Genomic DNA, 17354 nt, shown 5'->3' with positions numbered 1-17354 from the left:
AAGTATTTAAAGTTATTTAGGTTATTTTTTTTGAACAATAATGTTTCCGGTCATTTCAGTTGGAATTTCAATTCCCATCAAAGTTAAGATAGTTGGTGCAATATCTCCAAGTTTACCATGTTCAACATTCCATTCGATATTTTTCTGAGCCAAAATAAATGGAACAGGATTCGTTGTATGTTGCGTATTCGGTGATCCATCTTCGTTCATCATAAAATCTGAATTTCCGTGATCAGCCAAAATCACCACATTGTAACCATGTTCTAAAGCTGCATTTATAATTTTTTCCGCACAAGAATCTACTACTTCAGCAGCTTTTATTGCCGCAGACATAACACCTGTATGTCCAACCATATCTGTATTAGCGAAGTTAAGACAAATGAAATCCGCTGATTCTTTTTCGATTTCTGGTACAATTGCATTTGTAATATCATATGCTGCCATTTCTGGTTTCAAATCGTAAGTCGCAACATCTCTTGGCGAAGCACATAAAATACGAGATTCACCAACGAAAGGTTCTTCGCGACCACCATTGAAAAAGAAAGTTACGTGTGGATATTTTTCAGTTTCAGCAATACGAATTTGCTTACGACCAACATTCGCAATAACTTCTCCTAACGTATTTACAATATTTTTCTCGTCAAAAATTACCGCAACTCCAGTATATGTAGCATCATATTCTGTGAGAGTGATATATTTTAGATTTAATTTATGCATTCCAAATTCTGGAAAATCATGTTGCGTTAAAACTTCTGTGATTTCACGTCCACGATCAGTTCTAAAATTGAAACAAATCACTACATCATCATTCTCGATTTTAGCTTTTGGCTGATCATTTTCATCCGTTACAATAATCGGTTTGATGAATTCATCTGTCACGCCTTCATTATAAGATGCACGAATTGCTTCTAATGGATTTGTTGTTGTTTCACCAACTGCATTTACCATTGCATCGTATGCTAATTTCACGCGTTCCCAACGTTTATCACGATCCATTGCATAATAACGACCAGTAATCGAAGCGATTTCTCCTGTTGATTTTGTCATGTGGTTCATCAATTCTGTGATAAATCCTTCGCCAGATTTTGGATCGGTGTCACGACCATCTGTGAAAGCATGTACAAAAACATTTTGTTGTAAACCTGATTGATTTGCTGCATCTAACAAACCTTTCAAATGATTGATATGTGAGTGTACACCACCATCAGAAACTAAACCAATGAAATGTACTTTTTTGTTATACTCTAAAGCATATTGAAAAGCATCTTTTAAGATAGGTTCGTTTTGTAACGTTCCGTTTTCAACCGCCATATTGATTCGAACTAAGTTTTGGAAAACTACGCGTCCAGCACCCAAATTCATATGTCCAACTTCCGAATTCCCCATTTGTCCTTCTGGTAAACCAACGGCTAAACCAAACGTATCCAACGTAGAATGTGGAAATTTCTCGAAACAGCTATCTACAAAAGGTGTATTTGCTTGCGCGATTGCAGAAACAGCAGGGTTTGGTCCAATTCCCCATCCGTCCAAAATCATTAATATTGCTTTATTGTTCATTTTTCTTGTAATAATTAAGCCCAAAGATAAGCATTCCTTGGGCTGAAAGTTTATTTTTTGTATGGTTTAATTTGCGACTTCACTGATGAATTTGATACGCATTAAACGTAATTCTTCTTCATCATAATCGTCACCAAATTCATCTAATAATGATGACATTGAGTCAGAATCTGCGTCCATCAAGAATTCATAAATTTCCTCTTGTTGATCTTCGTCCAAAACTTCGTCAATATAATAATTGATATTTAATTTTGTTCCTTGATAAACGATACTTTCCATTTCTGAAAGTAAATCGCTCATCGTCATATTTTTTGCTTCCGCAACATCTTCAAGATTTAACTTTCTGTCTGTCGATTGAATGATATAAACTTTGTGACTCGATTTGTCAGCAACTTGTTTAATCACCATATCTTCAGGTCGAATAACGTCGTTGTCTTTAACATATTGCGCAATAAAATCTACAAATTCTTTTCCGAATTTCTGAGCTTTCCCTTCTCCAACACCAAACACATTTGTTAACTCCTTAACTGTTGTTGGATATTGCATTGTCATATCATCTAAACTCGAATCTTGGAAAACTGCAAAAGGTGGAATTTGATGTTTTTTAGAGATTTTTTTACGTAAATCTTTCAATTGTTTCAATAAAACATCATCAAAAGCAATAGGTGCAGAAGATGTTTCTTCTTTTTCAAAGCTACCTTCTGATAATAATTTTTTGAAATCAATATCTTCGGCAATTTCAAAAGAAGTTGGCTTACTAATGAAATCTTTTCCAGATTTGGTAATTTTTAAAATACCATATGATTCGATTTCTTTCTCTAATAAATTACGTACAATTAATTGGCGTAAAATAGATTTCCAATAATAATCTTCTTTTGCTTTTCCAATTCCGAAGAAATCTTCAGAGCTCAAATTATATGATTTTGTAATAGAAGTTTCTTTACCAACTATAACATTTACAACATCATTTAATTTTAATTTTTGATTTGTTTTCTGAACAACATCTAATGCAATTACTGCATCATCTTTTGCTTCAATCATTTTTTTAGGATTGCGCATATTGTCGTCCATATTTGCCCCTTCGCCGTTTTTGTCGTCGAATTCTTCTCCAAAATAATGTAACAAAAATTTACGACGCGACATCGAAGTTTCGGCATATGCTACAACCTCAGAAAGTAATTGCATTCCAACTTCGCGTTCTGCAACAGGTTTACTTGCTAAGAATTTTTCTAACTTTTCGATATCTTTATAATCATAGAAAGCAATACAAACACCTTCACCACCATCGCGACCTGCACGACCAGTTTCTTGGTAATAACTTTCTAACGATTTTGGCATATCGTAATGCATCACAAAACGTACATCTGGCTTGTCAATTCCCATTCCGAAAGCAATTGTAGCGACAACGACACTTGCATCTTCCATCAAAAACATATCTTGATGTTTGCTACGTGTTTTGGCGTCTAAACCTGCATGGTAAGGAATGGCATTGATTCCGTTTACTTGTAAAAGTTGCGTAATTTCTTCAACTTTTTTACGACTCAAGCAATAAATGACACCAGATTTACCATCGTTTTGTTTGATAAATTTGATGATTTGTTTGTCTTGATCAACCTTTGGGCGGATTTCGTAAAATAAATTCGTACGATTAAAAGAATCTTTAAAAACTTTAGCGCTTTGCATTCCCAAAGTTTTCTGAATATCTTCTTGTACTTTTGGTGTTGCTGTTGCAGTTAAAGCAATAATTGGCGCATCACCAATTTTGTTGATAATCGCTTTTAGATTACGATATTCTGGTCGAAAATCGTGTCCCCATTCAGAAATACAGTGCGCTTCATCAATAGCAAAAAAAGAAATTTTTACCGATTTAAAGAAATCGATGTATTCTTCTTTTGTCAAAGATTCGGGTGCAACGTACAACATTTTAGTTACTCCATCTTTAATATCTGTCATAACTGTTTTCGTTTCTGACTTGTTTAAAGATGAGTTTAATACGTGGGCAATTCCATCATTTTCAGAAATTCCACGTATAGCGTCTACTTGATTCTTCATCAGCGCGATTAAAGGGGACACAATAATCGCGACTCCATCTGACATTAATGCCGGTAATTGATAACATAAAGACTTACCTCCTCCAGTTGGCATCAAAACAAATACATCTTCTTTATTTAGTAAGCTTGTAATGATTTCGTGCTGCTGTCCTTTAAATTGGTCGAAACCAAAATATTTTTTTAGGTAAGATGTTAAGTTTTTCGAAGTGGCTTCCATCTACACAAAAGACTAAAATTAATATTATAAATTAAATAGTTCCTATATTTGATAACTCTTAAATATACACATAAATTTTATATGATTTATATATAATTGAGTGTAAATAAAAAAGGAGAGTAAAAGTACGAAAAATTTTAAAAATAGACAATAGAAATTTTATTGTGGAAAATTCAGAATTAATACAAATAGCGCAAGGGGTATTTCGAGAAGAAATTCAAGCGCTGGAAGCAATAGCTTCTCGTATTAGCGAGTCTTTTGTTGATGCGGTAAATGCGATATATAACACGAAAGGAAAGTTGGTAGTTGTTGGAGTAGGAAAGAGTGCACACATTGCAAATAAAATTGTAGCAACCTTAAATTCTACCGGAACTCCAAGTCAATTTTTACATGCGACGGAAGCTATTCATGGCGATTTGGGTCTTGTACGACCAGAAGATGTGGTGATTTGTATTTCGAAAAGTGGAAATACGCCAGAGATTACATATTTGGCTCCGATTCTTAAACAATATGCATCAGTTTTGATTGGTTTAACATCAAATTTGAAATCAGAATTAGCAAAAAATTCAGACATTGTTTTGGATGTTAATATTGATAAAGAAGCTTGTCCCGTAAATTTGGCACCAACAACTTCTACAACGGCTCAATTGGTAATGGGTGATGCATTGGCGGTAGCTTTGATGAAATTGAGAGCGTTTACACAAAACGATTTTGCAAAATATCATCCAGGTGGAGCTTTAGGAAAACGATTATTGTGGACAGTAGAAAATATTGTTGATCCAGAAAGAAAACCTTCTGTGCATCCAGATTCTTCGATTACAGAAGTCATTAATTCATTAACATCAGGTCGTCATGGAATTACAGTTGTGATTGATAATGATAAAATTGTTGGTGTGATAACAGATGGAGATTTGCGCCGAATGTTATTAAATAATGAAACTTTTGCACATTTAACTGCGAAAGATATTGCTTCAATGAATCCGAAAACAATCAAAAAAGCTGAAAAAGCAAGAGAAGCTTTAGCGATTCTTCGTCACAACAGTATTGGACAATTGGTGGTGGTTGATGAAGAAAATCATTATTATGGAATTTTGGATATTCACTCAATTTTAAACGAAGGAATCGAATAAGCGTATGGCAGATAATACAAAATCGAGTATGTCATTTTTGGCTCATATTGGTGAGTTGAGAGGACATTTGGTTCGTTCTATTTTATCAATTGTGATTACATCTATTGCAGTCGCTATTTATTGGGACGAATTGGTGGAACATGTGATTATGGCTCCATTAAAATCAACTTTTCCAACGTTTGATATTTTTAATCAATTTGGTGAATTAACAGGTTTCGGAAAAATTTATACCGAATCATTTGATATTTCGAAAGAATTGACCAATCTTAATCCATCAGGACAGATCACTTCACAATTTTTTGCAGTAATTGTGTGTGGTGTAATTATCGCAATTCCTTATATTATTTTTGAAATTTGGCGATTTGTAAAACCAGCATTAAAAGAAGCTGAACGAAAATATGCAGGATTTACCATTTTCGCTGTTTCGTTTTTCTTTGTAACAGGAGTCTTATTTAGTTACTATATGTTGCTACCATTGTGTACACAATTTTTATTCACTTACGATCCTTTTGGTGTAGGAAATACATGGACGTTGCCAAGTTATATCGATTTATTTGTTCAATTATTATTATCGATGGGAGTTATGTTTTTGATGCCTGTTTTCGTTTACTTCTTAACGAGTATTGGAATCTTAACACCAAAATTTTTGAAAGAATACCGTAAACACGCATTTATTGTTGTATTAGTGATTGCAGCTGCAATTACACCAAACGATGTGTACAGTATGATTTTAGTTACAATTCCTCTTTGGTTATTGTACGAACTAAGTGTATTGGTTTCAAATTCAGTTTATAAAAAACAATTGAAAGCGAAAAGTAACGACTTAGTAAAGAATTAACAATGTTATGCTTGCATAATAAAATAAATTAGTTATTTTTACATAAAAGAAAAAGTAAACACAAAATTATGAAGATATTAGTTTGTATTAGTAGTGTACCAGATACTACAGCAAAAATCAACTTCACAGCTGACGGAAAATCATTTGATAAAAATGGTGTTCAGTTCGTTATTAACCCGCACGACGAATTTAGTTTAAATAAAGCAGTAGAGTTACAAGAAAAACAAGGAGCTACTGTTACAATTTTAACTGTTGGAGATGCAACTGTAGATCCAGTTATGCGTAAAGCTTTAGCGATTGGTGCGAATGATGGAATTCGTATTGATGCTGATGCTCGCGATGATTTCTTTGTTGCTACACAAATCGCAAAAGCTGCTAAAGATGGTGGTTTTGATTTAGTATTGACAGGAAAAGAATCAATTGATTATAATGGAGGTTCTGTACCAGGATTAGTTGCTGCAATGTTAGATTATGGTTTTGTAAACGGATGTATCGGTCTTGATGTAGAAGGTTCTTCTGCAAAAGCTGTTCGTGAAATTGACGGAGGAAAAGAAACTGTAGAAGTTACTTTACCAGCTGTTATCGCAGGACAAAAAGGATTGGTTGACGAGGCTGCATTAAGAATTCCTAATATGCGTGGAATTATGCAAGCGCGTACAAAACAAATCGCAGTTGTTGCACCAGAAGCGACAGAAACTAAAGTTGAAGTTGTTGGTTATGTAAAACCTGCTGAAAGAGGTAATGTAACATTAATCGACAAAGACAATGTAGCAGAATTGGTAAGATTATTACACGAAGAAGCTAAAGTAATCTAATTATTCACCTAAAAAGAAATTAAAAAATGGCAATTTTTGTATACGCAGAGTCACACGACGGAAAATATAAAAAAGCAGGATTAGAAGCAGTTTCTTACGCAAAAGCTACAGCTGATGTTGCTGGAGATACTGTTACAGCAATCGTTTTTGGAAATGCTACTGCTGACGAATTATATAAATATGGAGCATCTAAAGTAGTTAAAGTTGATAATGCAGCTTTAGCAAAATTTGATGCAAATTCTTACGCAAAAGCTTTGGCTGAAGTTGCTCAAGGAGATGTTGTGGTTTTACCATCAACAAACGAAGGAGCGACTATAGCACCAGTTTTAGCATACAAAACAGGAGCATCTTTAGTAACAAATGTAGAAAAATCTCCAACAGCAGTTTCTCCATTCACAGTTGCACGTAAAGCATTCTCTGGAAAAGGAGTAGAAACTGTTGCAGTTTCAGGAAAAGTTGTAGTTACAGTTCTACAAAACGCATTCGGAGCAAAAGAAAATGCAGTTTCAGGTTCAGAAGAATCAGCTTCAGTATCAGTTTCTGATGCAGATGCAAAAGTAAAAGTTGTTTCAACAGAAATGGCTTCTTCTGATAAAATCGATTTGAAAGAAGCGGATATTGTTGTTTCTGCAGGTCGTGGAATGAAAGGTCCTGAAAACTGGGGAATGATCGAAGATTTAGCAAAAGTTTTAGGAGCTGCTACAGCATCATCTAAACCAGTTGCTGATATTGGTTGGAGACCGCATGCTGAGCACGTAGGACAAACAGGAAAAGCAATTGCGCCAAATTTATATATCGCAGTTGGTATTTCAGGAGCTATTCAGCACTTAGCTGGAGTTAATGGATCTAAAACAATTGTTGTCATCAACAATGATCAAGAAGCGCCTTTCTTTAAAGCGGCTGATTACGGAATCGTAGGAGATGCTTTTGAGATTGTTCCTAAATTAACTGAAGAGTTAAAAAAATATAAAGGTCAAGCTTAATCATTTTAAGATTATAAATTCAATCCGAATCATTTAGGTGGTTCGGATTTTTTTTATTCATTAAAAAAAGATTAAATATTCATCAGTTTTTCATAGATTTACGCCCAAATGGACAATTTAATTAGATTAAATATTAAAGGAATATCTTACAGTCAAACTCAGACTGGCGCATATGCGTTGATTCTAGAGGAAAATGTAGGAGGAAGAAAGTTGCCAATTATTATTGGGAGCTTTGAGGCACAATCAATCGCATTAGCTTTAGAGAAAGATATTAATCCACCTCGTCCATTAACACACGATTTGTTTATTTCATTAGGAAAAGAATTTCAATTGAATGTTGATTCTATTTATATTTATAAATTAGAAGATGGTGTTTTTTATTCGAATATTGTTTTTGTGAATGATGATGGACAACGTGCCGAGATTGATTCGAGAACTTCTGATGCAATTGCATTGGCTGTTCGTTTCAATGCACCTATCTATGCCTATGATAATGTTGTAGAAAAAGCTGGAATTCATTTGGACGTTATTGAAGAAGAAGAAAATATACGTCGCGCAGCAAATAACTTCGAAGATGATTTGGATATCTTGGCTGGTTTGGAAAATGATTTGTCTGATATCAACGAATATGAAGGTTGGACAAAATCTGAACTTGAAACTGAGATGGAAAAAGCTGTGAAGAATGAAGATTATGAATTGGCAGCTCGCCTTCGTGATCAAATCGATAACATGGGAAACTAATAACTATTTCAAATAATTATGTCTGTAAAGCTTAGACTTACAATCATGAGTTTCCTTGAGTTTGCGGTATGGGGAGCATACCTAACCTCTATGGGAAATTACTTAGGATCAGTTGGCTTAGGTCCAAAAATTGGTCTTTTTTACGCGATGCAAGGTATTGTGTCGATTTTTATGCCCGCAATAATGGGTATTGTAGCGGATAGATGGATTCCTGTACAACGTTTGTTGGGATTGAATCATTTATTAGCTGCGATTTTTATGTTTGCAGCAGGTTATTACGGAATGACAGCTGGAAACGATGTAGATTTTACAACAATCTTCGCACTTTATTCGGTTAGTGTGGCGTTCTTTATGCCAACAATCGCCCTTTCTAACTCAACAGCCTACACAATTTTAAAACAAAATAATTTAGACACAATCAAATCCTTTCCTCCAATCAGAACGTTTGGAACAGTTGGTTTTATTGTAGCGATGTTATTTGTTAATTTCTCTGGATTTAAAGATGGTGTTTTTGGATTTAACTTTTCAAGTGATCCAACATTCGTAAGTTTTCAATCCAATTATTATCAGTTCTTTGTATCTGGATTTTTAGGAGTTATATTGTTTTTATACAGTTTCTTATTACCTAATTGCCCAGTTAACAAAAGTTCTGAAAAACAATCTATTTCTGATGCATTTGGTTTAAAAGCTTTTGCATTATTTAAAGATAGAAAAATGGCAATTTTCTTTATCTTTTCAATGCTTTTAGGCGTTTCTTTGCAAATTACAAATGGATATGCAAATCCATTTATCACAACGTTTAAGGATATTCCAGATTATGCCAATACGTGGGGAGCAAGTAATGCAAATGCTTTAATTTCGTTGTCTCAAGTTTCTGAAACATTGTGTATTTTATTAATTCCTTTCGTGCTAAAACGATTCGGAATCAAAATCGTGATGTTGATGGCAATGGTAGGTTGGGTCTTACGTTTCGGATTATTTGGATTAGGAGATCCAGGATCTGGCGTTTGGATGTTTATCTTATCAATGATTGTTTACGGAATCGCTTTCGATTTTTTCAATGTATCAGGTTCGTTGTATGTAGACAAAGAAACAAACGAAGAAATTCGTTCTTCTGCACAAGGAGTTTTTATGATGATGACCAATGGTTTTGGAGCAACAATCGGAATGTTAATTGCACAATACATCGTGAATCATTTAGTGTATAGTCAAACTGATTTGACATTGCAGCTAGAAGGATGGAGACATTCTTGGTTTATTTTCGCAGGCTACGCATTAGTTGTTACGGTATTGTTCGCAATTGTGTTCAAATACAAACACAATCCAGACGAAGTACAAGATGTAAAACATTAAGGTGTAAAAAATATAAAAGCAAGAATCAAAATTCTTGCTTTTTTTATGCACGAAAGTTTCTAATCTATTCTTTTATACGTCACAAACGAGTAAGCATATGGATGTTTTTCATCTTTTTTGAAATCTTCTCGTTCTACTTCTTCCCATTCGTCCAAGTCTATTTCTGGGAAATAAGTGTCTCCATCAAATTCGTGATGAACTTCTGTGATGTACAAAATATCAGTAAATTCCATCGCTTGTTTGTAAATATTTCCACCACCGATAATGTAAATATCATCGTCAATTTTTTTCGCAACTTCTATTGCTTTTGGTAAAGAAGACGCAATTTCGATACCTTCTGTATTCCAATTCTGATCTCTTGTCACAACAATATTGGTACGATTTGGTAAAGGTCTACCCAATGATTCGAACGTTTTTCGTCCCATAATAATAGGATGCCCAGAAGTTATACTTTTGAAATGTTTCAGATCATTTGGTAAATGCCAAATCAAATCATTTTTTGCACCAATTACGTTGTTGCTTGCTTTTGCTACTACAATGTTTATCATAAGTTATAAGGTAAAAAAAGCTATCCTCTTGCAAGGATAGCTTAACAAATATAATAATTTTAGTGAATTATTTCATTTTATTTATAGCATCTTGTAATTGCTCCACTTGTTTTGCAATAGTTGCTGATTTAATTGTTTTTGCAGCATTCGTTTTTACTTGCAATGCTTTTTCAGCCATCATTTTCACAGCTTGTCCTGCTTGTGGATTTTGTTCTTTCAAATATGGATAATAACGCGAATATGTTTTAGCAATTTCAGCCGTTGCATCTGGTGTGTCATTGTTCATAATCCAATTGAAAGCTTGTTCAGCAATTTTTCCTTTTTCTGGATCTTGGAATTTTACGAATTCATACATCGCAGCAGATTCCGAAATTAAAGCAGCTTTATCCAATTGATTATTTTTGATCCAAGTCGGAACTAATGCCATTGCTAAATCTGGTGAACCTTTAATCACTTCATTATCAAGATTAGTTGTTAAATCATTAATTTTTGAAGGATTATTTTTTAAGATTCCAGTTAACGAGGCTCCTTGAACACTAAATGAAGGGCTTTTTGAAGCTTTCTCGAAAATTGCTACATCATAAATATTGGCATCATTCAAAGCACTTAAAGCAGCCGCTTGAACCAATGTTTTAGGATCATTAGAAGCCAATTGTTTTAATTTTGATGAAGCTTTATCAACAATCGTTTTTGATTTTGTGTCCAATTTATGAATCGCATAAATTCTTAATCCATCAAATGAATCATCTAAAGCATTAACCAAGGCATCAGCCGCTTTTGGATTAGTTGCTTGCGCATTTGCCATTGCTTCAATCGCTAATAAACGTGTCGTGTAATTTCCTTTTCCAGCTTTGTATTGCGCAATAAAATCTTCAACAGGTTTTTTATCGTCGATATCTGCTAATAAAACTTGATCCGCATTTGGAATAACGACATCAGGTTTTTGGTTTGCTGCAAATTCGAAAACAGTTTCGGCTTGTTTTGGAACCCAAACTTGTTGACGCGTTGTTTTTCCATTTTCGACAATATCAATCGCAAAAGGAAATTCAAATAATTTTGAAGCATCTTGACGAACAACAACTTTTATTTTTTTATTTGCTGAAGAATAATCTGAAACAACTGTTAATTTTGGATGACCATTTTCGTAATACCATTGATTGAAAAACCAATTTAAGTCACGACCAGAAACTTCTTCCAAAGCCAATCGTAATTGAGTAGATTCAGCTTTTCCGTATTCATTATCTTTCAAATATTTGTTCAAACCTTTGAAGAAAGCATCATCTCCTAAGAAGTTTCTCAACATATGTAAGATAATTCCACCTTTGTTGTACGAAACACCATCAAACATGTCTTCGCGAGAATTGTAATGAACTCGAACCAAATTTTTCGTTGGTCCATCGCCTTGTTTATAACCAAACATTTCGTTGTAACGATGCTCATCCGCTTTCTCTTTTCCGTATTTATATTCAAACCATAAATATTCAGAATAATTAGCAAACGATTCATTCACTGTTAAATTTCCCCAACTTTCAGCCGTAACTAAATCTCCAAACCAATGGTGAAATAATTCGTGCGCAATAACATATTCAGCAGTGTTTTCATCGACTAATTGACCAGCTTTTTGCTGAACACCATCATGAAATAAAGAAGCTGTTGTATTTTCCATAGCTCCAGAAACATATTCGCGAGCCGTCATTTGTGCATATTTATCCCAAGGATAAGGATAGTTTAATCTATCAGAAAAGAACTGAATCATTTCTGGTGTATTACCAAAAATTTGCTTTGCAACATCTTTATATTCTGGTTCTACGTAATAATCAACATTGATATTTTTCCATTTATCATTGATGACTGCGTAATCTCCAATCCCGAAAAAGAATAAATATGGCGCATGTTTTTTATCAAATTTCCAATAATCAGTTTTTGTTCCGTCCGAATTTTTCTTCGAAGATTTCATTGTTCCATTTGATAATGAAACATATTTATCAGGATATGTTAACGTGATTTCTTGTGAAGTTTTTTGATTCGTTTTATCAATTGTCGGGAACCAACAAGAAGAAGATTCAGTTTCGCCTTGTGTCCAAATTTGAGTTGGATAATTTGGTCGTTCACCTTTTGCATTGATAAAATAAACACCTTTTGCATCGTTTATGGCCGCACTTCCTTCTTGTTTTACTTCGTTTGGACGCGCTGTATACTTGATGTAAAGTGTATATTCTTGATCTTTTTTGTATTCTTTATCCAAATCGATGACTAATTGTAAATCATCGTATTTATAATTTAATTTTTTTTTTGTAGCACCATTTACCAAAGCGACTTCGCTAATCAACATTGCTTTTGCGTCTAATGTAACTTTGTTTGTAGCATAGAAATGTGGTTTCAATGTTACCCAAGCTTCACCTAAAACGTGCTCTTTTGCATAATCAAATTTAAGATCCAATTTGGTATGAACAAGATTATTAATTCGTTCTGCTTCTGCACGATAAATATCTAATTTGTTCGTTTGGTTTTCGTTATAACTCGGCGGTGGCGTCATTACTTGCGCATAAGTAAGACTTGATATAATAAAGGCTGATGAAAGCCAAAGGATTCGTTTTTTCATCGTAAAAATTTATTTCTATTGGTTGATAATTTTCTCGAAAAGTTACAAAAAAAGCCTCCAATTTGGAGACTTTAAGTGTTTTTTTATGATTAAACTGCTACAATTCCTTTGATGTGAGGATGAGCTTGATAATTTTCTAATTCGAAATCTTCGTATGTAAAATCAAAAATATCCTTTACATTCGGATTGATTTTCATTGTTGGAAGAGGAAAAGGTTCGCGTGTTAATTGTAGTTCAACTTGTTCAAAATGATTTTTGTAAATATGTGCATCTCCAAAAGTATGCACAAAATCGCCGACTTCTAAATCACAAACTTGTGCAACCATCATTTGTAATAACGCATATGACGCAATATTGAATGGAACACCTAAGAAAATATCTGCACTACGTTGATACAATTGCAACGATAATTTTCCATCATTCACATAAAACTGAAAAAATGCATGACATGGAGCTAAAGCCATTTGATCTAATTCTCCAACATTCCAAGCAGAAACTATAATTCTACGTGAATCAGGATTATTTTTTATTTGATCAATCGCAACTTTAATTTGGTCAACAACTTCTCCATTTGGTTTCCCCCATGAACGCCATTGATGACCATAAATAGGACCTAAATCACCATTTTCGTCAGCCCATTCGTTCCATATTCTTACACCATTATCTGTTAAATATTTGATATTCGTATCACCTTTCAAAAACCACAACAATTCGTAGATAATCGATTTTAAATGTAATTTTTTAGTCGTCACCAAAGGGAAACCTTTCGACAAATCGAAACGCATTTGGTAACCAAAAATACTTTTAGTTCCTGTTCCCGTTCTGTCTTCTTTAAAAGCGCCTTCTGCTAAAACCTTTTTACATAAATCGTGATATTGTTGCATTTTGAGTATATTTAACCTTTCAAATTTAGTGATTTTTTTTAGAATGAAAATTAGTTTAATTTTTACAATTTTAGTGCTTTTTATGTTTTTTGCTTCGTATAGCAAATCAGATTTTGGACGAAAAATTGCGCAACATTTTTATTTCCAAACTTTATTTAATGTTGTTTTGGTGGTTGTTTTTGTGTCAAAAATTGTTCATATCAAACTAAATTTAATCTCAATGATTTCGCTAATTGTTATTGGTTGCATGTTGTATATGAGCTTTCCAAATTATTTACAACAATTGAAGAGAAGGATAGGTAAATAGTTACGTATAATTTTTTATCTTTGCACTTATGAAAAACGAAGCGGGAATTTTTGGTTTAAGACCAGTAATAGAAGCGATTGAAGCAGGGAAAACAATCGACAAAATTTTTATTCAAAAAGGTTTACAAGGTGAAATTTTTTCTGAATTGAGAAAATTAATCACTGAATATGAAATTCCTGTAAGTTATGTACCTGTAGAAAAACTAAATCGTTTTACAGGAAAAAATCACCAAGGAGTCTATGCATTTATTTCGCCAATCGAATTTGATTCAATCGAAAATGTATTACCTCAAATTTGGGAACAAGGAAAAACACCTTTTATCTTGATTTTAGATCGTGTTTCTGATGTTCGTAATTTTGGTGCAATCGCTCGTACAGCAGAATGTGTTGGTGTTGATGCAATTATTATTCCAGCAAAAGGTTCGGCTTCTGTAAATGCAGATGCGATCAAAACTTCGACAGGAGCGTTGTACAATATTCCGGTTTGTAAAGAAGGAAATTTAGTGAATGTTATTAAATATTTACAATCGGCTGGAATCTCAATTTTTAGTGCTTCTGAAAAATCAGCAGAATTTATTTATGATGCAGATTTCTCTGTTCCTGCAGCTATTGTGATGGGAAGTGAGGAAGATGGAGTTTCGGATTCTATTATTAAAATTTCGGATAAAATTATTAAATTGCCTATGGCTGGACAAACTGCTTCACTGAATGTTTCGGTTGCGGCTGGAGCGATTTTGTACGAAGCTGTTCGCCAAAGAATGTTACAAGATTTATTTTAAAAACATATAACGATGACCTATTCTACTTTTATTGGATTTTTGTTGATTGCGATTAGCGTTGCAATGTACTATTTTACAAATTTAGATATCTCAAGATTATTTGCGGACAAAGAATTTTTAGTCGGAATAACAGGAGGTGCTGGTATCGGATTTATTTTGGGAGGATTTTTAGGTTGGCTTTATAAATACAAAGCGGTGAATAAAGCAAATGCAGAAATTGCAAACGAAGAAAAACGTAAAGTTGCAGAACAAAAAGCACAAGAAGCTGCAGCAAAAGAGCAAGCAAAATTGGATGCACAACAAGAAAAAGATGAATCAGGTTTATTGTAAAAGATAAGTTAGATAAAATAAAAAAAACGGTCGAAAATTAATTTTCGACCGTTTTTTTATGTTGTATTTCTTGGTAATAAAAACAAGGAACTAAAATCAATAAAAACATAGGCTGAATGAGAAATCTTCTCACATAAAAGAAAACCATTTCGCCTGATGAAAAATGTGTTGAAATCAAATAATTATAGATTGGTAAAAGAACGATTAATCCAATAATCATAATAATGATAGAGAATTTAACATAACTTTTTTTCCAGAAAATAAACCAAATAATTAATACAGTTAATAATGTATTGATAAGAAAACGAACCATCAAACTTGCGCTCAATTTTGGTAAATCAATTTCAGGAAATTTTGAATGACCAACAAAATGAAAGTATTTTATGAAAGGATCGTAAAATAAAATATCTTCAAATTTTCGGACTAATATCAATCCAAAAACAAGTAAAACTGCAATTGCGTAACGTAAATATTTATTTGGCATTTCGTTTATTGTATTTTGTTACAAAAAACTTAATCCAAACAATCCAAAGAATTACGATTGAACCATAAATAATTGCTGGAAACAAATAATCGTGCGCCATTTTACCATATTCTGCGTGGTATCTAAAAATATAATTTAGCAACATAATTCTCGAAATATTCATCACAAAAAGAATTGCTAAACCAGACAAAATAAACAAAAAAGTTTGTTTGAAATTCGTGTAAAAAGCAACGATAAACGAAACGAAAATGATCAGAATAGAAATCGCATTACAACCTTCATTTACAATAGATGCAACTTGTCCATCTACAACCAAACGCATCCAAGGGTGATTTTCGGCAATATTAGAAAATGAGAAAAAACCACATTTGTTCAAGCCAAAAGCTGTTATATCTGATGTTAATTTTGTAAACGGATCAGGGTTATTGTGCGGTAAATATTGATCCAAATATAATTTATAAGCTAAACTTAAAATAATGTAAGTTCCTAAAAAACGTGCAAGGAATAACAATAAGGGTTTAAATTCTTTCATTTGATTAAAAAATCTTGTACAAAGATAAATGAAAAACGTCAACTTTTGATTAAGTTATGATTAATCAATAAATTTGCTTTTTTAGAAGTAACAAAATGCAAGATTTACATAAACGCGTGGATGTCATAATTGATAGCGCAATTTCTACGGAAGACAGACTACAAAAGATTTGTCAATTGTTGAGTGACGAAGTTGAATACTACAATTGGGTGGGATTTTATTTCAAGAATGGAGATAAAAATGAGCTAAAACTTGGTCCTTATGTTGGAGCGGCGACCGATCATACAGTAATTCCTTATGGTAAAGGAATTTGTGGGCAAGTGGCAGAATCTAACGAAACTTTTGTTGTGCCAGACGTTTATGCACAAGATAATTATTTGGCTTGTTCAATCGAAACGAAAGCTGAAATTGTTGTTCCAATTTTCAAAAATGGAGAAAATATTGGTCAAATTGATATCGATTCGCACAAAATTAATCCGTTTACAGAAGACGATACAAAGTTGTTAGATTACGTTTGTCAGCGAGTTTCAGAAATTATTTAAGCAATGATTGATTTAATTTTAAAATATTTTCCAGATTTAACGGAAAAACAAATCGAGCAATTTTCGAAAGTTGGTGATTTGTACAAAGAATGGAACGATCAAATCAATGTTGTTTCTCGAAAAGATATTGACGAAATTTATACTAATCATATTTTACATTCGTTAGCGATTGCAAAAGTGATGGAGTTTACAGACGGTTCTTCTGTTCTTGATGTAGGAACTGGAGGAGGTTTACCAGGAATTCCGTTGGCAATTTTGTTTCCGAATGTTCAGTTTCATTTGGTAGATTCTATCGGGAAAAAAATCAAGGTTGTAAAAGGTGTGGCTGATGGTTTAGGTTTGACGAATGTAAAAGCTGAACAAAAGCGTGCCGAAGAGTTAACAGATAAATACGATTTTGTGGTTTCCCGTGCGGTAACAGCAATGCCAAGATTTGCAGAATGGATTCGTGGAAAATTCAAAAAAGAAGCGATTAATCCTTTTCCAAATGGTTTATTATATTTAAAAGGAGGCGATTTGACAGAAGAATTAGCAGGTTTTCCGAATGCAGTTTTATTTGATATTCAAAACTTTTTTGACGAAGATTTTTTCGAAACGAAAAAAGTCGTTTACTTAGAAAAGAAAGATATTTAATTTTTAGAAATTGTCCCGTCCTGAAATAG

17 protein-coding genes are annotated in these 17354 nt (G+C 33.3%); 10 read left to right on the top strand and 7 right to left on the bottom strand.

Annotation, left to right across the window (positions count from 1 at the left end; genetic code table 11):
• Window positions 1-21: 21 nt before the first annotated feature.
• Together gpmI and recQ are read right to left on the bottom strand one after the other, a co-directional pair.
• A complete protein-coding gene (gene gpmI / locus B3M86_RS07845; RefSeq protein WP_291076222.1) occupies window positions 22-1557 on the bottom strand; it encodes a 2,3-bisphosphoglycerate-independent phosphoglycerate mutase in 1536 nt (511 codons plus the stop codon).
• 66 nt (window positions 1558-1623) lie between these two features.
• Window positions 1624-3825, bottom strand: coding sequence for a DNA helicase RecQ (gene recQ, locus B3M86_RS07840; protein ID WP_291051262.1), 2202 nt, complete (start codon window positions 3823-3825; stop codon window positions 1624-1626).
• Between the two features lie 164 nt (window positions 3826-3989).
• Between recQ and B3M86_RS07835 the strand changes: the two genes are divergently transcribed.
• The 6 genes from B3M86_RS07835 (at window position 3990) to B3M86_RS07810 (ending at window position 9685) form a co-directional block, all read left to right on the top strand.
• Complete coding sequence (locus B3M86_RS07835; RefSeq protein ID WP_125349795.1) at window positions 3990-4955, top strand: KpsF/GutQ family sugar-phosphate isomerase; 966 nt, start codon at window positions 3990-3992, stop codon at window positions 4953-4955.
• A gap of 4 nt (window positions 4956-4959) precedes the next feature.
• Window positions 4960-5793, top strand: a complete 834-nt coding sequence (gene tatC / locus B3M86_RS07830) for a twin-arginine translocase subunit TatC (protein WP_115001876.1) — start codon at window positions 4960-4962, stop codon at window positions 5791-5793.
• A 68-nt stretch (window positions 5794-5861) separates the two neighbouring features.
• Window positions 5862-6608, top strand: coding sequence for an electron transfer flavoprotein subunit beta/FixA family protein (locus B3M86_RS07825; RefSeq protein WP_115001874.1), 747 nt, complete (start codon window positions 5862-5864; stop codon window positions 6606-6608).
• A 26-nt stretch (window positions 6609-6634) separates the two neighbouring features.
• The gene (locus B3M86_RS07820; protein ID WP_291068558.1) at window positions 6635-7591 is read left to right on the top strand and encodes an electron transfer flavoprotein subunit alpha/FixB family protein; all 957 of its coding nucleotides are present in this window, start codon (window positions 6635-6637) and stop codon (window positions 7589-7591) included.
• 108 nt (window positions 7592-7699) lie between these two features.
• A complete protein-coding gene (locus B3M86_RS07815) occupies window positions 7700-8332 on the top strand; it encodes a bifunctional nuclease family protein (protein ID WP_038332620.1) in 633 nt (210 codons plus the stop codon).
• A gap of 18 nt (window positions 8333-8350) precedes the next feature.
• Entirely contained in the window at window positions 8351-9685 is a 1335-nt protein-coding gene (locus tag B3M86_RS07810; RefSeq protein ID WP_180905208.1) for an MFS transporter, read from the top strand.
• Window positions 9686-9744: 59 nt separating this feature from the next.
• Here B3M86_RS07810 and B3M86_RS07805 read toward each other — a convergent pair whose 3' ends face one another.
• From B3M86_RS07805 to B3M86_RS07795, 3 genes are all read right to left on the bottom strand, one after another.
• Window positions 9745-10233, bottom strand: coding sequence for a dihydrofolate reductase (locus B3M86_RS07805; RefSeq protein WP_115001867.1), 489 nt, complete (start codon window positions 10231-10233; stop codon window positions 9745-9747).
• 67 nt (window positions 10234-10300) lie between these two features.
• Window positions 10301-12835, bottom strand: coding sequence for a M1 family metallopeptidase (locus B3M86_RS07800; protein WP_286495522.1), 2535 nt, complete (start codon window positions 12833-12835; stop codon window positions 10301-10303).
• Between the two features lie 89 nt (window positions 12836-12924).
• Complete coding sequence (locus B3M86_RS07795) at window positions 12925-13719, bottom strand: thymidylate synthase (protein ID WP_180905207.1); 795 nt, start codon at window positions 13717-13719, stop codon at window positions 12925-12927.
• 335 nt (window positions 13720-14054) lie between these two features.
• Between B3M86_RS07795 and rlmB the strand changes: the two genes are divergently transcribed.
• A complete protein-coding gene (gene rlmB / locus B3M86_RS07790; protein ID WP_219034413.1) occupies window positions 14055-14804 on the top strand; it encodes a 23S rRNA (guanosine(2251)-2'-O)-methyltransferase RlmB in 750 nt (249 codons plus the stop codon).
• 12 nt (window positions 14805-14816) lie between these two features.
• Window positions 14817-15134: a hypothetical protein gene (locus tag B3M86_RS07785; protein WP_291076224.1), complete on the top strand. Its 318-nt coding sequence runs from the start codon at window positions 14817-14819 to the stop codon at window positions 15132-15134.
• A 37-nt stretch (window positions 15135-15171) separates the two neighbouring features.
• Here B3M86_RS07785 and B3M86_RS07780 read toward each other — a convergent pair whose 3' ends face one another.
• Together B3M86_RS07780 and xrtF are read right to left on the bottom strand one after the other, a co-directional pair.
• Window positions 15172-15618 carry an exosortase F system-associated membrane protein gene (locus B3M86_RS07780; protein WP_291076226.1) on the bottom strand — a complete coding sequence of 149 codons (447 nt, stop codon included), beginning with the start codon at window positions 15616-15618 and terminating at the stop codon, window positions 15172-15174.
• Window positions 15608-16150: an exosortase family protein XrtF gene (xrtF, locus tag B3M86_RS07775; RefSeq protein WP_038332642.1), complete on the bottom strand. Its 543-nt coding sequence runs from the start codon at window positions 16148-16150 to the stop codon at window positions 15608-15610. The genes B3M86_RS07780 and xrtF overlap by 11 nt, the downstream gene beginning before the upstream one ends.
• 95 nt (window positions 16151-16245) lie before the next feature.
• On the opposite strand from xrtF, the gene B3M86_RS07770 reads away from it, so the two are divergent.
• A complete protein-coding gene (locus B3M86_RS07770) occupies window positions 16246-16692 on the top strand; it encodes a GAF domain-containing protein (protein WP_291076228.1) in 447 nt (148 codons plus the stop codon).
• Window positions 16693-16698: 6 nt separating this feature from the next.
• A complete protein-coding gene (gene rsmG / locus B3M86_RS07765; RefSeq protein WP_286475743.1) occupies window positions 16699-17325 on the top strand; it encodes a 16S rRNA (guanine(527)-N(7))-methyltransferase RsmG in 627 nt (208 codons plus the stop codon).
• The last annotated feature ends 29 nt before the right edge of the window (window positions 17326-17354 follow it).

Source organism: Empedobacter sp. UBA6305, from assembly GCF_002440405.1.
In the GTDB taxonomy this organism is placed as follows: Bacteria; Bacteroidota; Bacteroidia; order Flavobacteriales; family Weeksellaceae; genus Empedobacter; species Empedobacter falsenii_B.
Note: the sequence above shows the minus strand (reverse complement) of the source record. Positions and strands in the feature narration are given on the sequence as shown.

Coding starts and splice junctions, on each gene's coding strand:
- gpmI (WP_291076222.1), bottom strand. CDS start 1,557: ATGAACAATAAAGCAATATTAATGATTTTGGACGGATGGGGAATTGGA.
- B3M86_RS07815 (WP_038332620.1), top strand. CDS start 7,700: ATGGACAATTTAATTAGATTAAATATTAAAGGAATATCTTACAGTCAA.
- recQ (WP_291051262.1), bottom strand. CDS start 3,825: ATGGAAGCCACTTCGAAAAACTTAACATCTTACCTAAAAAAATATTTT.
- xrtF (WP_038332642.1), bottom strand. CDS start 16,150: ATGAAAGAATTTAAACCCTTATTGTTATTCCTTGCACGTTTTTTAGGA.
- B3M86_RS07770 (WP_291076228.1), top strand. CDS start 16,246: ATGCAAGATTTACATAAACGCGTGGATGTCATAATTGATAGCGCAATT.
- B3M86_RS07825 (WP_115001874.1), top strand. CDS start 5,862: ATGAAGATATTAGTTTGTATTAGTAGTGTACCAGATACTACAGCAAAA.
- B3M86_RS07820 (WP_291068558.1), top strand. CDS start 6,635: ATGGCAATTTTTGTATACGCAGAGTCACACGACGGAAAATATAAAAAA.
- B3M86_RS07805 (WP_115001867.1), bottom strand. CDS start 10,233: ATGATAAACATTGTAGTAGCAAAAGCAAGCAACAACGTAATTGGTGCA.
- tatC (WP_115001876.1), top strand. CDS start 4,960: ATGGCAGATAATACAAAATCGAGTATGTCATTTTTGGCTCATATTGGT.
- B3M86_RS07810 (WP_180905208.1), top strand. CDS start 8,351: ATGTCTGTAAAGCTTAGACTTACAATCATGAGTTTCCTTGAGTTTGCG.
- rlmB (WP_219034413.1), top strand. CDS start 14,055: ATGAAAAACGAAGCGGGAATTTTTGGTTTAAGACCAGTAATAGAAGCG.
- B3M86_RS07785 (WP_291076224.1), top strand. CDS start 14,817: ATGACCTATTCTACTTTTATTGGATTTTTGTTGATTGCGATTAGCGTT.
- B3M86_RS07780 (WP_291076226.1), bottom strand. CDS start 15,618: ATGCCAAATAAATATTTACGTTACGCAATTGCAGTTTTACTTGTTTTT.
- B3M86_RS07800 (WP_286495522.1), bottom strand. CDS start 12,835: ATGAAAAAACGAATCCTTTGGCTTTCATCAGCCTTTATTATATCAAGT.
- B3M86_RS07795 (WP_180905207.1), bottom strand. CDS start 13,719: ATGCAACAATATCACGATTTATGTAAAAAGGTTTTAGCAGAAGGCGCT.